General features: G+C 66.1%; 13 protein-coding genes and 2 pseudogenes. 9 read left to right on the plus strand and 6 right to left on the minus strand.

All coding sequences use genetic code 11. From position 1 onward, the window contains the following. The first annotated feature begins 2 nt into the window (after positions 1 to 2). From rpsF to rplI, 4 genes are all read left to right on the plus strand, one after another. Complete coding sequence (gene rpsF, locus G6N20_RS17735; protein WP_083048228.1) at positions 3 to 293, plus strand: 30S ribosomal protein S6; 291 nt, start codon at positions 3 to 5, stop codon at positions 291 to 293. Between the two features lie 148 nt (positions 294 to 441). Beyond that, positions 442 to 942 (plus strand): single-stranded DNA-binding protein, encoded by a 501-nt coding sequence (locus tag G6N20_RS17740; RefSeq protein ID WP_083048226.1) that lies wholly within the window; start codon positions 442 to 444, stop codon positions 940 to 942. Between the two features lie 49 nt (positions 943 to 991). Further along, positions 992 to 1,246 carry a 30S ribosomal protein S18 gene (gene rpsR / locus G6N20_RS17745; protein ID WP_083048224.1) on the plus strand — a complete coding sequence of 85 codons (255 nt, stop codon included), beginning with the start codon at positions 992 to 994 and terminating at the stop codon, positions 1,244 to 1,246. Positions 1,247 to 1,278: 32 nt separating this feature from the next. Then, entirely contained in the window at positions 1,279 to 1,740 is a 462-nt protein-coding gene (gene rplI, locus G6N20_RS17750; protein ID WP_083048222.1) for a 50S ribosomal protein L9, read from the plus strand. A gap of 126 nt (positions 1,741 to 1,866) precedes the next feature. On the opposite strand, the gene G6N20_RS17755 is transcribed toward rplI, so the two are convergent. Continuing rightward, the gene (locus G6N20_RS17755; RefSeq protein ID WP_158084755.1) at positions 1,867 to 2,043 is read right to left on the minus strand and encodes a hypothetical protein; all 177 of its coding nucleotides are present in this window, start codon (positions 2,041 to 2,043) and stop codon (positions 1,867 to 1,869) included. 253 nt (positions 2,044 to 2,296) lie between these two features. On the opposite strand from G6N20_RS17755, the gene dnaB reads away from it, so the two are divergent. Then, positions 2,297 to 5,248, plus strand: coding sequence for a replicative DNA helicase (gene dnaB, locus G6N20_RS17760; RefSeq protein WP_083048218.1), 2,952 nt, complete (start codon positions 2,297 to 2,299; stop codon positions 5,246 to 5,248). Positions 5,249 to 5,423: 175 nt separating this feature from the next. Here dnaB and G6N20_RS17765 read toward each other — a convergent pair whose 3' ends face one another. Then, entirely contained in the window at positions 5,424 to 5,768 is a 345-nt protein-coding gene (locus G6N20_RS17765) for a hypothetical protein (RefSeq protein WP_083048216.1), read from the minus strand. 333 nt (positions 5,769 to 6,101) lie between these two features. Here G6N20_RS17765 and G6N20_RS17770 point away from each other — a divergent pair. The 3 genes and pseudogenes from G6N20_RS17770 (at position 6,102) to G6N20_RS22310 (ending at position 8,633) form a co-directional block, all read left to right on the plus strand. Continuing rightward, positions 6,102 to 7,231: pseudogene (locus G6N20_RS17770) on the plus strand (glycoside hydrolase family 6 protein). A 233-nt stretch (positions 7,232 to 7,464) separates the two neighbouring features. Further along, the gene (locus tag G6N20_RS17775; protein ID WP_232065368.1) at positions 7,465 to 8,427 is read left to right on the plus strand and encodes an ATP-binding protein; all 963 of its coding nucleotides are present in this window, start codon (positions 7,465 to 7,467) and stop codon (positions 8,425 to 8,427) included. Beyond that, positions 8,373 to 8,633: a hypothetical protein gene (locus G6N20_RS22310; RefSeq protein WP_232065369.1), complete on the plus strand. Its 261-nt coding sequence runs from the start codon at positions 8,373 to 8,375 to the stop codon at positions 8,631 to 8,633. The genes G6N20_RS17775 and G6N20_RS22310 overlap by 55 nt, the downstream gene beginning before the upstream one ends. Before the next feature lie 59 nt (positions 8,634 to 8,692). On the opposite strand, the pseudogene G6N20_RS17780 reads toward G6N20_RS22310, so the two are convergent. The 4 genes and pseudogenes from G6N20_RS17780 to G6N20_RS17795 all read right to left on the minus strand — a co-directional run. Next, positions 8,693 to 8,869 (minus strand): annotated as a pseudogene (locus G6N20_RS17780) (VapC toxin family PIN domain ribonuclease); the annotation flags it as partial. Positions 8,870 to 8,934: 65 nt separating this feature from the next. Further along, entirely contained in the window at positions 8,935 to 10,146 is a 1,212-nt protein-coding gene (locus G6N20_RS17785) for an acyl-CoA dehydrogenase family protein (protein WP_083048201.1), read from the minus strand. 106 nt (positions 10,147 to 10,252) lie between these two features. Continuing rightward, the gene (locus G6N20_RS17790; RefSeq protein ID WP_083048199.1) at positions 10,253 to 12,484 is read right to left on the minus strand and encodes an NADP-dependent isocitrate dehydrogenase; all 2,232 of its coding nucleotides are present in this window, start codon (positions 12,482 to 12,484) and stop codon (positions 10,253 to 10,255) included. Between the two features lie 121 nt (positions 12,485 to 12,605). After that, positions 12,606 to 13,169 carry a TetR/AcrR family transcriptional regulator gene (locus G6N20_RS17795; protein WP_083048197.1) on the minus strand — a complete coding sequence of 188 codons (564 nt, stop codon included), beginning with the start codon at positions 13,167 to 13,169 and terminating at the stop codon, positions 12,606 to 12,608. Between the two features lie 113 nt (positions 13,170 to 13,282). On the opposite strand from G6N20_RS17795, the gene G6N20_RS17800 reads away from it, so the two are divergent. Next, entirely contained in the window at positions 13,283 to 14,194 is a 912-nt protein-coding gene (locus G6N20_RS17800) for an SDR family NAD(P)-dependent oxidoreductase (protein WP_083048196.1), read from the plus strand. The last annotated feature ends 3 nt before the right edge of the window (positions 14,195 to 14,197 follow it).

Raw genomic sequence — 14,197 nt, forward strand, 5'->3', positions numbered from 1 at the left:
GTATGCGTCCGTACGAAATCATGGTCATCCTCGACCCCACCCTCGACGAACGTACCGTCGCGCCGTCGCTGGAGACGTTCCTGAACGTGGTCCGCAAAGACGGCGGAACGGTCGAGAAGGTCGACATCTGGGGCCGCCGGCGGCTGGCCTACGAGATTGCCAAGCACGCCGAAGGCATCTACGTCGTCATCGACCTGAAGGCCGACCCAGCGACGGTGTCCGAGCTTGATCGGCAGCTCAGCCTTAACGAGTCGGTGTTGCGCACCAAGGTGATGCGCACCGACAAGCACTAGCCTGGCCACGATGCGACCGCGAGCCGGGCGAACGCCAGCCGGGTTATCGAGCACCGACTGTCCGCTGTCGGCGCTGTTGCCTAGGCTCGTTTCCAAGGTCAACGAGAGACCCTCATGACCACTCATCAGGCGGACACAGGAGGAAATTGTGGCTGGTGACACCACCATCACCGTCGTCGGAAACCTCACCGCTGATCCCGAATTGCGGTTTACCCCGTCGGGTGCTGCCGTGGCGAATTTCACCGTGGCGTCCACACCGCGGATCTATGACCGCCAGAGCGGGGAATGGAAGGACGGGGAAGCGCTGTTCCTGCGCTGCAATATCTGGCGGGAGGCCGCCGAGAACGTGGCGGAGAGCCTGACCCGGGGGGCGCGGGTGATCGTCACGGGCCGGCTCAAGCAACGGTCCTTCGAGACCCGCGAAGGCGAGAAGCGCACCGTCGTCGAGGTCGAGGTTGACGAGATCGGGCCGTCGCTTCGGTACGCCACCGCCAAGGTCAACAAGGCAAGCCGCACCGGTGGCGGCGGGTTCGCTGGTGGCGGCGGGTCTCGTCCGGGGGCAGCCCAGGCCGGGCCCAGTGACGACCCCTGGGGCAGCGCCCCGGCGTCGGGCTCGTTCGGCGGTGGCGACGACGAACCGCCGTTCTGATTCCCGACCAACACTTCAGCGCAACTGAGGAACGGAAAGAAAGACACACATGGCCAAGTCCAACAGGCGCCGCCCGGCGCCGGAGAAGCCGGTTAAGACGCGCAAGTGCGTCTTCTGCGCTAAGCAGGACCAAAAGATCGACTACAAGGACACCGCGCTGCTGCGGACCTACATCAGCGAGCGCGGCAAGATCCGGGCGCGCCGGGTCACCGGCAACTGCGTGCAGCACCAGCGAGACATCGCGCTCGCGGTGAAGAATGCCCGCGAGGTCGCACTGCTGCCCTTTACCTCCTCGGCGCGGTAATCGCCGGCCGTTCAACGGAAAGCACGCAAACGATGAAGCTGATTCTGACCGCCGATGTCGACCACCTTGGGTCGGTCGGCGACACCGTCGAGGTCAAGGACGGGTATGGCCGCAACTTCCTGCTGCCCCGCGGGCTGGCGATCGTCGCTTCCCGTGGTGCCCAAAAGCAGGCCGACGAGATCCGTCGGGCCCGTGAAAGCAAGGCGGTTCGTGACCGGGAGCACGCCAACGAAATCAGGACGGCGATCGAGGAGCTCGGCCCGGTGTCGCTGCCGGTGAAGACCTCGGCCGACTCCGGCAAGCTGTTCGGCTCGGTGACCGCCGGCGATGTTGTCGCGGCCATCAAGAAGGCGGGGGGCCCCAACCTCGACAAGCGAATCGTCCGGCTGCCCAAGGCACATATCAAGTCCGTGGGCATGCATTCGGTGGTGGTGCACCTGCACCCGGAAATCGATGTCGAGGTTTCGCTTGACGTCGTCTCCGAGGGGGCTTAAGCCCGGACCCGGCGTTGCCGGTCCCGATGGCGGCTGCTGACGTCGCCCTGATCTGCGTCCTGAAGGACTCTGGCGCCGGCGAACTTTTGTCCAGGTGTACCCCGCGCCGGCCGCGTTACCGGCCCGTCACCCGGTGAAAACGTCAGGGAAATCCAACACGCCCGGCTTGGTAACCTGCCCCGACACGCCGCAGAGATTGTTGTCCACACCAATCGCGTCGCGTTCCATGGAGGTTAGCTGCAGCGATGCGCCGACGTTCCGGATCAATCCACAGCTTTTCCACATCCCGCTCAACACGGCCATCGTCGGGTATGCACACCCGATGCACAACTGCATAAACAGGACCCACTTGGAGTACTCGCCAGCAACGCTTAGCGTCGTCCCGGCGCAAGGCGAAGAGGGTGCCCTGGGGCGGTGACGAGGCGGACCGGGCAGCGGCCCGCCAGGAGTCGGCCCATGGGTGTCAGCGGGCGGGGTTGTCGGAGCCGTGACTTACGCTCTGGATATCGGTATCGAATGTACATTCGAGTGCTTATGTCGGAGGAGGTGAGAGCGCGTGGCGGTGGTCGACGATTTGGCGCATCCGGGCATGGATGGCCCGCCGCCCAGTGAGGACTTCGGCCGCCAGCCACCGCAGGATCTCGCCGCCGAGCAGTCGGTGCTGGGCGGCATGCTGTTGAGCAAAGACGCCATCGCCGATGTGTTGGAACGGCTACGCCCCGGCGACTTCTACCGCCCAGCGCACCAAAACGTTTACGACGCCATCCTGGACCTGTATGGGCGCGGGGAACCCGCCGACGCCGTGACGGTGGCCGCCGAACTGGACCGCCGCGGGTTATTGCGCCGGATCGGCGGTGCCCCCTACCTGCACACCCTGATCTCGACGGTGCCGACCGCCGCCAACGCCGGTTACTACGCGGGCATCGTCGCCGAGAAGGCGCTGCTGCGCCGGCTGGTGGAGGCCGGCACCCGGGTGGTGCAGTACGGCTATGCCGGTGCCGAGGGCGCAGACGTTGCCGAGGTGGTCGACCGCGCGCAGGCGGAAATCTACGACGTCACCGACCGGCGGCTGTCCGAAGACTTTGTGCCGCTTGAGGATCTGCTGCAGCCGACGATGGACGAGATCGACGCCATCGCCTCCAACGGAGGTCTGGCGCGCGGCGTGCCCACCGGCTTCACCGAACTCGACGAGGTGACCAATGGTCTGCATCCGGGACAGATGATCATCGTCGCGGCGCGCCCGGGTGTGGGCAAGGCACTCGCCCTCGACACGCCGCTGCCCACATCGACCGGCTGGACGACCATGGGCGAGGTCGCCGTGGGCGACCAGTTGCTCGACGCCCTCGGGCAGCCGACCCGGGTGGTCGGCACCACGGGAGTCATGTTGGGCCGGCCGTGCTACGAGATCGAATTCTCCGACGGCACCGTCATCGTCGCCGACGCCGAGCATCGGTGGCCCACGGGTGAGGGGATTCGGACGTCGGGTCAGTTGCGTTGCGGCCGGGACACGATCGCTGCAGCCGGGTTGACGGGGCGTCAGACGGCCGTGATGGCTCCGGTGCTGCAGATCGACTCGGTGCGACGGGTGCCCAGTGTTCCGGTGCGGTGCGTCGAAGTGGACAACCCCGCACGGTTGTACCTGGCCGGTCGCGGGATGGTGCCGACGCACAACTCCACCCTCGGGCTGGACTTCATGCGGTCCTGCTCGATCAAGCACCGTCAGGCCAGCGTGATCTTCTCACTGGAGATGAGCAAGTCCGAGATCGTGATGCGGCTGCTGTCGGCGGAGGCGAAAATCAAGCTCTCCGACATGCGTTCGGGCCGGATGACCGATGATGACTGGACGCGGCTCGCGCGTCGGATGAGCGAAATCAGCGAAGCCCCGCTGTATATCGATGACTCGCCCAACCTGACCATGATGGAGATCCGCGCCAAGGCGCGCCGGCTGCGGCAAAAGGCCAGCCTGAAGCTGATCGTGGTCGACTACCTGCAACTGATGACCTCGGGCAAGAAGTATGAGTCACGGCAGGTGGAAGTGTCCGAGTTCTCCCGTCAGCTCAAGCTCTTGGCCAAGGAGCTCGAGGTTCCGGTGGTGGCGATCAGCCAGCTCAACCGCGGGCCCGAGCAGCGCACCGACAAGAAGCCGATGCTGGCGGATCTTCGCGAGTCGGGATGTCTGACGGCCGCCACGCGAATCCTGCGTGCCGACACCGGTGCCGAGGTCGCGTTCGGTGAGCTCATGCGCACCGGTGAGCGCCCCTTGGTGTGGTCGCTGGACGAACGGCTGCGGATGGTCGCCCGGCCGATGACCGATGTGTTCCCGAGCGGCCGCAAGGAAGTGTTTCGGCTGCGGCTGGCCTCAGGGCGTGTGGTTGAGGCCAGCGGCAACCACCCCTTCATGAAAAAACTCGAGGGCTGGACTCCGTTGGAGCAGCTGACGGTTGGTGACCGCATTGCCACGCCCCGGCGGGTGCCCGAGCCTGTGGACACCCGGCGGATGGCCGATTCCGAGATCATTGTGCTGGCCCACACGATCGGTGTTGGTGCGTGTGTGAAGTGTCGGCTCATCCGGGAAGCGTCGGTGAACGAGGCCAACCTCGCGGCGGTGACGGCCTCTCCCGCTCATTTCGGCGTGACCGCGGTTCGCGATGAGTCCCCCGGGGCGCGGGAGACCACGCTGCGGTTGCCGTCGCCGGTTCCGGTGGCGCGCGGGCGGCGCAACCGGATCGCGACCCGGTTCGATGGTCCGGGGATGTTCGGGTGTCGCAGTCACGAGAAATTCGTGCCGGAGGCCGTATTTCGCGCTCCCAACGACCAGGTGGCATTGTTCCTGCGGCATCTTTGGGCGACGGATGGCGCTGTTCGATGGGATGCAAAGGCCGGCCAAGCGCGGATCTGTTACGCATCTACCAGTCGGCGTCTCGTCGACGATGTGGCTCAATTGCTGTTACGGGTTGGGGTTTTTGCACGGATCAAAAACGCCCCTAAGCTGGGCTGCCGCGACTCGTGGCAGCTACATATCTGCGGCGCGGAAGATCAGGCCAGCTTCCTTCGCCACGTGGGGGTGCACGGTGCCACAGCGGCAGCGGCACAAGAGATGCTATGTCACCTGGAGGGAATGGTGGGGAACCCGAACCTAGACACCGTGCCAATTGGGGTGTGGGCGGCGGCGGAACCGCTCGAGGATCACGAGATCGATGCGTTGGCGGCCGGCGATGTGTACTGGGATGCCATCGTAGAGATCACGAGCCTTGGTGATCACCACGTTTACGATGGAACTGTAAGCGGCACACACAATTTCGTCGCTAATGGCATTAGTTTACACAACTCGCTGGAACAAGATGCCGACGTCGTGATCCTGCTACATCGACCCGACGCCTTCGACCGCGACGATCCACGTGGGGGAGAGGCGGATTTCATTCTCGCCAAACACCGTAACGGTCCGACGAAGACGGTCACCGTAGCGCATCAGCTGCACTTGTCGCGATTCGCCAACATGGCGAGGTGACGCGACACGACGGGTTCTAGGAGCCGTCGCTCGCTACGCCTACCCGCCCTGTGGCCGCCATCAGTCACGCCGGCTGCAGCAGCGCGACCAGTCAGAGCCGGTAGCCAACCGCCGACTCTGACCTGGATGCATTCATTGGAGATTACCAGCCGTTTTCGACAGGACCCCGCCGCGGTCAGGTTGTGGGTGGGACGGGTTGCTCGGGCGGAATTGCTCCGTTGCAACCGCCCGGCGGCGGCGGGCCGGGGAGAGGCTCATCTCCGCTGACGCAATCGAAGTAAAATTGCGGGCCGGTAATCCAGGTTTGCATCCACTGGTGCCAAAACGAGCCGTCGGGGTACTTCTCGCCATCGCACACCGCCAATTGGCCAAAACCCCAGCGACCACCCGGGCAATAGCCTTTCGTCATGTCCGGCTGATGCGGGTCAGGCGGATCAGCGCTGGCAACCGCGGCAGAAAACACCAGCGCCGCAGCGCAACCCGATAGCGCAGCCCCAAGGCGAGTAAGCTTCAACTTCATTTCAACCCCGTCCAACGTTGAATCGACTCGGCGGATTCCAAGCAATGGCCAGAATTTGTGGAGGAGCCGCGGCGATGAGGCGAAGGCGGACAGGCATTCCCGAGAACAGCTCTGAAGTCCTGTTCGTTCCGAACACGAGCCGGCATTGACGTACTGGCACGAGGCACTGACTCGGGAAGGCACAACCGTCGGGGAGATTGTATACGATGCGGGGGCTGGGCTGGCGAGCACACCGTCGCCGGGCTGGACATACACGGTTCGGCTTGGCGGCGGGTTTGGCCGACGTGGTAGTGGCCGCTGGTGGTTTCGAGTTTGCGGTGCAACGAAACACCGGTGTCGGGGTGGCGTTGGACGTTAGCGACGTCCCCGTCCGCAACTCACGGGCAGCGTCCCGTCACCGGTCGTCGGTATTGGCGTTTGTTGAATGGTGCCACTATTTTGCTGGGGTGATGTCTTCAACCGTTGGTGTGATCGCGCGATGGATCGCCCCCTTGCTGGTGGTTACGGCCGTTGCGTGCATGGGTATGTTCGCCGGACCGGTGCCGATCGTTCGCGCACCAGGTGTGAACTTGGTCGATCAGCCCAACCCGCTGGCCGGAAGGCCCTTCTACGTCGATCCCGCGTCGGCGGCCATGGTCGCGGCCCGGAACGCCAACCCGCCGAGTGCGGAGTTGACAGCCGTCGCCAACACCCCGCAATCCTACTGGCTCGACCAGGCGTTCCCGCCTGCCACGGTCGCCGGCACGGTGGCAAGGTATACCGGCGCGGCGGAGGCTGCCGGTGCCATGCCGGTTCTGACGCTGTATGCGATCCCGCATCGCGACTGCGGCAGCTACGCATCGGGCGGGTTCGCGACGGCCGGCGACTACCGCGGCTGGGTCGATGCTGTCGCGTCCGGCCTGGGCTCATCGTCGGCGGCGATCATCGTCGAACCCGATGCGCTCGCCATGGCCGACTGTCTGTCGCCCGAGCAGCGCCAGGAACGTTTCGACTTGGTGCGGTACGCCCTCGACACGCTGACCCGCGATCCGGCCGCCGCGGTGTACATCGACGCGGGGCATTCGCGCTGGCTGAGCGCCGAGGCAATGGCCGCCAGGCTCAACCAGGTCGGTGTGGGCCGTGCGCGGGGATTCAGCCTCAACGTCTCGAACTTCTACACCACCGATGAGGAAATCGGTTACGGCGAGGCGATTTCGGGGCTCACCAACGGTTCGCATTACGTGATCGACACGTCACGCAACGGCGCCGGACCGGCGCCCGACTCGCCGGTCAATTGGTGTAACCCCAGCGGCCGCGCCCTGGGCGCGCCGCCCACCACGGCCACCGCGGGCGCGCACGCCGACGCCTACCTGTGGATCAAACGTCCCGGTGAATCCGACGGCGCTTGCGGCCGCGGGGAGCCCCAGGCCGGTCGGTTTGTTAGTCAGTACGCCATCGATTTGGCCCACAACGCGGGCCGGTAGCGGCCTCACGCGCAGCCGCGGTGGGCGGCCGTAGGAATGAACGGTTCGTGAGACAAGGGCGGTGGCCGGCGCGCGACGGTGCATCATCCGACGCCGCGCCGCGATCACGACAAGGATCATCGCGTGCGCGCACCCGCAAGTAGGGGCGGCGGCGGGATCGGCGCACACCTAAACCTAAAACCGGTTGACCACGTGCCAGCCGGGTGAGACCCTGATCAGTTGCCCTGCTCCCGATGACCGCGAAAGCCATGACCCTAGCCGACGACCAACTGACCGACCTGACCGCCGAGCTGACCGGCGGCGACGACGCGCACCGCCGACCCATCAACGACGTCAACGCCTGGCTGGACAGCCTGGACTGCGGTGTCCGTCCCGCGCTGCGCGCGCTCGGCGAGCTGCTGGTCGGTGTCGCCGAGCGCGGCAGCGCCGAGAGCGCCGACCGGTTCACCGCCCGCTGCCTGGGCGTGCCGGACGTCGGGCACCTGCTCGACGAGGAACGCGCACTCAATCCGGTGTCCCGGTTGACCGCCGCGCTGGCGCTGGCGGAGTGGATCGACGAGTACGCGCACGTCTGCGAGGTCGGTCCGGGTGAGTGCGGCTACCCGCCGAAGTGGACGCAGACCGAGATCGGCGGGCGGCGGTACCGGCACCCGCTGTGCCTGCGCGCGCATTTCCCCGCCGGGACGCTGCTACAGGACACGGGGTGCGTCATCCACATCGAGGCGCGTGAGACCGTCCTGTACTCGGCCGAGGTGTCGGCGTATGTGACACCGGACAACCAGGCCCAGGCCCGCGCCGTGCTGGACCGGCTGGCCGAGCGGGCCAACGAGCTCAACCCGTACCGCGGCCGGGCGGTGCGCGCCACCGACAACCGGGGGCTGTGCTTCACCGTCATCGACCTGCCGGAGACGGCGGCGCGGGACACCGTCATCGTGCCCGACGTGGTGTGGACCGAGGTCGACCTGGGCGTCACCGCGGTGCGCGACCGCCACGAGGTGCTCAACGCACACGGCCTGGGCGCGCGGCGCGGTGTGCTGCTGTGCGGTCCGCCCGGCACCGGAAAGTCCGCGGTGAGCGCGGTCGTGGCCCGGGAGGTGGTCGGGGAATTCACCGTCATCTACGTCGAGGCGTCGACTCCGTCGTGCAGGTCGGCTACCCCAACCGCGCCGACGCGGCGCGCATCCTGGCGGCGCTGATCCGCGACATCTCCGGTGGCCACGCCGTGGACACGGCGGCGGTGGCGGCCGCGCTGCCCGAGCGCACCAGCGGCAGCGACATCCGCGAAATCGTCCGCCGGGCGGTGCTGGCCGGTGACGGCGGAAGCGTCAGCACGACGCGGCTGCTGGCCGAGGTGGGCAGCGGGCGGTATCGGGCCGCGGTTCCGGCGGGGATGTACCTCTGATCCAAGCCGTCGCAGTGGGGGTGGCGCAGCCACTCGCCCGAACCGAGCTGCCGGTCGACTCAAGCGACGCGCCGCGCGGTGACGTCCGGAAGGTGGCGCCCGGCGAGTTCGTAGTCGGCGTCATCGTGGAGGACCACCAGGCCCCTGGCCACCGCGGTGCCGCAGATCAGCAGATCGACGACCGACAGGGCAGCGACCGCGCCCGCTCTCGCGAGCCGGTGCTGCGCCGAATCGATCCCCAACATACGTCCTAACGCCTATCCTGGCGGCGCGAAACACGTTGGTCGCCGCTACGCGGTTCCTAGCGGATGGGCAGACGGGTCAGCGCCCGCGAAATCACCAGGCGTTGGATCTCGCTGGTTCCCTCGAAGATGGTGAAGATCTTGGCGTCGCGGTGCATCCGCTCGACGGGATAGTCGCGGGTGTATCCGTTGCCACCCAGGATCTGGATGGCCTCATCGGTGACATAGACCGCCGTCTCGCTGGCCACCAGCTTGGCCATCGAGCCCTCCGCCGAGTCGAATGCCTGGTTGTTGCGCGCCATCCAGCCGGCCCGCCACACCAGCAGACGAGCCGCGTCGATGCGGCTCTTCATGTCTGCCAGCTTGAACGCCACCGCCTGGAACTCACCTATTTTGCGGCCGAATTGCTCTCTCTGGCAGGCGTATTCGAGCGCATACTCATAGGCGGCCCGTGCCACACCGACGGCCATCGCACCGACCGTGGGCCGGGTACGCTCAAAGGTCTTCATCGCCGCCTGCCCGCCCGCGGAGGCTCCCGATCTGACCCGTTTGATCCGTGCTTCGAATTTCTCCCGGCCACCGAGAATCAGATCCTCGGGCAGCCGGACGTTGTCGAGGATCACCTCGGCGGTGTGCGACGCGCGGATCCCGTGCTTCTTGAATTTCTGCCCCTGAACCAAACCTGCGGTGCCGGGCGGGATGAGGAAGCTGGCCTGGCCGCGGGTGCCGAGCTCGGGATAGACCGATGCCACCACGATGTGCACGTTGGCGATGCCACCGTTGGTGGCCCAGGTCTTGGTGCCATTGAGGACCCACTCGCGGGACGCCTCGTCATAGCGGGCGCGAGTGCGGATGGCGCCGACGTCGGAACCCGCATCGGGCTCCGACGAGCAGAACGCCGCGAGCTTGGGCTCGCCGGGTGTTCCGAACATCTCGGGCAGCCAGTGGCCCAACTGCTCGGGAGTTCCGTTGCCCGCCAACGCCGCTGCGGCCAGGCCGGTACCCATGATCGATAGCGCGATGCCGGCGTCCCCCCAAAACATCTCCTCGAACGCGGTGAGCATGCCCAGCCCGGTCGGCTCGGCCGCCTGCTGCGCGAAAAAGTCGGCGGAGTACAGCCCCACCTTCGCGGCCTCCTGGATCACGGGCCACGGAGTTTCCTCACGTTCGTCCCATTCGGCGGCGGCGGGCCGGACCACCTCGGCCGCGAATCGGTGCACCCAATCCCGAACGGCGATCACGTCGTCGCTCAGCTGCAGTGAGAACGCCACAGTCCACTCCCTCTTGGATACACCGACGGTGAACCTGACGACGCGACACGCCGGTGTGGCGTCGCGGCATTCACAGTCGACGATGACACAACGCGCCGGCGCACCGTTACGAAGCCGCCAGTGCCTCGTTGAACGTCTTGCTCGGTCGCATCACCGCCGCGGTCTTGTCGTTGTCGGGTTGGTAATAGCCGCCGATGTCGACCGGCTCGCCCTGTACCTCGGCGAGTTCGGCCACGATGATGTCTTCGTTGTTGGTCAACGTATCGGCCAGTGGCGCGAAATGTTCGGCCAGCTCCCGGTCATCGGTCTGCGCGGCCAGCTGTTGCGCCCAGTACATGGCGAGATAGAACTGGCTGCCCCGGTTGTCCAGCTCGCCGGTCTTGCGTGACGGGCTCTTGTCGTTGTCCAGCAGCTCGCCGATGGCCGCATCGAGGGTCTTAGCCAAAAGTGTGGCTCGCTCGTTGCCGGTCTTGATGCCGATGTCTTCGAAACAGGCGCCCAGCGCGAGGAATTCACCAAGCGAGTCCCAGCGGAGGTGGTTCTCTTCCAGCAGTTGCTTGACGTGCTTGGGCGCCGAACCGCCCGCCCCGGTTTCGTACATTCCGCCGCCGGCCATCAGCGGCACGATGGACAGCATCTTGGCGCTGGTGCCCAGCTCCAGGATGGGGAACAGGTCGGTGAGGTAGTCGCGCAGGATGTTGCCGGTCGCCGCGATGGTATCCAGCCCGCGGATCAACCGTTCCAACGTGTAACGCATGGACCGCACCTGCGACATGATCTGGATGTCGAGGCCCTCGGTGTCGTGATCCTTCAGGTAGGTTTTGACCTTTTTGATCAGCTCGTTCTCGTGCGGCCGGTAGGGGTCCAGCCAGAACAGCACCGGCATCCCGGAGATGCGGGCCCGGGTGATGGCCAGCTTGACCCAGTCACGGATCGGGGCGTCCTTGACGATGCACATCCGCCAGATGTCGCCGGTTTCCACGTTCTGCGACAGCAGCACCTCCCCGGTGGCCAGGTCGACGAAGTTGGCCACGCCGTCCTCGGGAATCTCGAACGTCTTGTCGTGCGAGCCGTACTCCTCGGCCTGCTGGGCCATCAGGCCGACGTTGGGGACGGTGCCCATGGTCGCCGGATCGAACGCGCCGTTGGTCTTACAGAAGTTGATGACCTCCTGGTAGATGCGGGAGAAGGTGGACTCGGGGTGCACCGCCTTGGTGTCCTTGAGCTTTCCGTCGGCGCCGTACATCTTGCCGCCGGCGCGAATCATCGCGGGCATCGAAGCGTCGACGATCACGTCACTGGGCGAATGAAAGTTCGTAATTCCCCTGGCCGAGTCCACCATGGCCAGTTCCGGGCGATGCTCATGGCACCGGTGCAGATCGTCGATGATCTCGTCGCGCTGCGTCGCCGGCAGCGACTCGATCTTGCCGTAGAGATCGACCAGCCCGTTGTTGACGTTGACACCCAGTTCGTCGAACAGCTTCTGGTGCTTGGCGAAGGCGTCCTTGTAAAAGACCCGGATCGCGTGTCCGAACACGATGGGGTGGCTGACCTTCATCATCGTCGCCTTGACGTGCAGCGAGAACATCACGCCGGTCTTGCGCGCATCCTCCATCTGTTCTTCGTAGAACTCGCACAACGCTTTCTTGCTCATGAACATGCTGTCGATGATGTCGCCCTGCTCTAGGGAGACCTTGGGTTTGAGCACGATGGTCGTGCCGCCGCGGGTGACCAGTTCCATTTTCACCTCGCGGTCGCGGTCCAGGGTCATCGACTTCTCGCCGTGGTAGAAGTCGCCATGCTTCATGGTCGCCACGTGGGTGCGCGAGGCCATTGACCACTCGCCCATGCTGTGCGGGTGCTTGCGCGCGTACTCTTTCACCGCCTTGGGCGCGCGGCGGTCCGAGTTGCCTTGGCGGAGCACCGGATTCACCGCGCTGCCCAGGACGTTTGCGTAGCGCGCGCGGATGTCCTTTTCCTGGTCGGTCTTGGCGTCCTGCGGATAGTCCGGGATGGCGTAGCCCTTGGATTGCAGTTCCTTGATGGCGGCGACGAGCTGGGGCACCGAGGCGCTGATGTTGGGCAGCTTGATGATGTTGGTGTCCGGTAGCTGCGTCAGCCTGCCCAGTTCGGCGAGGTTGTCCGGCACCCGCTGCTCTTCGGTGAGGTAATCGGGAAACTGGGCCAGGATGCGTGCCGCCACCGAGATGTCACTGGCCTCGATCTTGATGCCGGCAGGCTCGGCGAAGGCCCGCAGTATCGGCAGAAAGGCGTAGGTCGCCAACAGCGGCGCCTCGTCGGTCAGCGTGTAGATGATGGTCGGCTGCTCGGCGCTCATAGTGCTCTCCCGGCGTCGGGGTCAGATTTAAAGGTGGCTCTACCATCTCAGCACATTCGACCCACCACCAGCAGGGCCGTCGGGCACGAAGCGGAGGGCGCGACGGCGGGAGTCCCGTCGATCATCGTTGCCGCAGGCCGTCGAGGGCCACATCCGTCACCCGCTCGGCCAACGCGGCGTTGTAGCCCTGCATCGCCTGGCACCCGACCAAGAGCGTTTTCACCTCGGCTACCCCGACGTCGCGGCGAGCGGTGCCGGCCCGCTGAGCGGCGTGCAACAGGCCGGCGAGCAGATCCCGGAAGTCCGCCTCGGCGTCCGGGGCCGCGCTGTTGATGTCGATGCCGATCCCGGCCAACGCCTCGACCAGGCCGCGGTCGGCGGCGCCCCACTGCAACACCATCGACCGCAGAAAGGTAAACAGCGCTTCACCGGGTTGCTTCGATCGGAGGAGGTCATGGCCGTCGTCAATGATGTGACGCATCCGGTCGGCGATCACCGCCTGAAACAGCGCCTCCTTGGTGGGGAAATTCCGGTACACCGTGCCCGCGCCGACCCCGGCGCGGCGGGCGATCTCGTCAATCGGCACCGACAAGCCCTCGGCCGCAAAGGTGTGGTAGGCGACCTCCAAGATGCGCGCCCGGTTGCGGGCGGCGTCGGCGCGCACCGGCCGAGCCCGTTGAGCCACGTCGCACCTCCGAGCTGCCGCGAAGCCGTTGCAAAGCGGGGCGGTCGTTCCGTATAGTATCAGATCAAGCGGAGCGCCTGCCCCGTTTACTGGATGATAGCGAGGAGCCCCCGATGACCAGATGGACCGCCGCCGACATCCCCGACCAGACCGGCCGCACCGCCGTCATAACCGGCGCCAACACCGGCCTGGGCTTCGAGACCGCGACCGCGCTCGCAACCCACGGTGCGCGCGTCGTGCTGGCCGTGCGCAATCTCGACAAGGGTAAGCAGGCCGCGGCGCGGATCAGCGAGGTCGCTCCCGGTGCCGGCGTGGAGCTGCAGGAACTCGACCTGACCTCGCTGGCTTCCGTGCGCGCCGCCGCGTCCCAGCTGCGCTCCGCGTACGAGCGCATCGACCTGCTGATCAACAACGCCGGGGTGATGTATACACCCAAGTCGACCACCGCGGACGGCTTCGAGATGCAGTTCGGCACCAATCACTTGGGCCACTTCGCCCTAACCGGACTGCTGCTGGATCGGCTGCTGCCTGTGCCCGGCTCGCGGGTGGTCACGGTCAGCAGCGTGGGCCATCGTATCCGTGCCGCAATCCATTTCGACGACCTGCAATGGGAACGCCGCTACAGCCGGGTCGCCGCCTACGGGCAATCCAAGCTCGCCAATCTGCTGTTCACCTACGAACTGCAGCGCCGACTGGCCCCCGGCGGCACCACCATCGCGGTCGCCGCCCACCCGGGGGTCTCCAACACCGAACTGATTCGTAACATGCCGCGGCCGCTGGTGGCCGTCTCCGCCCTGCTGGCACCGCTGATGCAAGACGCCGACCTGGGCGCGCTGCCGATCCTGCGGGCCGCCACCGACCCCGCCGTGACCGGTGGGCAGTACTACGGGCCGGACGGTTTCGGTGAACTGCGGGGCTACCCGAAGGTCGTGGCCTCCAGCGCCCAGTCGCACGACCTCGACCTGCAGCGGCGGTTGTGGGCGGTCTCCGAAGAACTCACCGGGGTAAGCTATCCCGTCGGCTGACGG

The organism is Mycobacterium shinjukuense (assembly GCF_010730055.1).
GTDB lineage: Bacteria > Actinomycetota > Actinomycetes > Mycobacteriales > Mycobacteriaceae > Mycobacterium > Mycobacterium shinjukuense.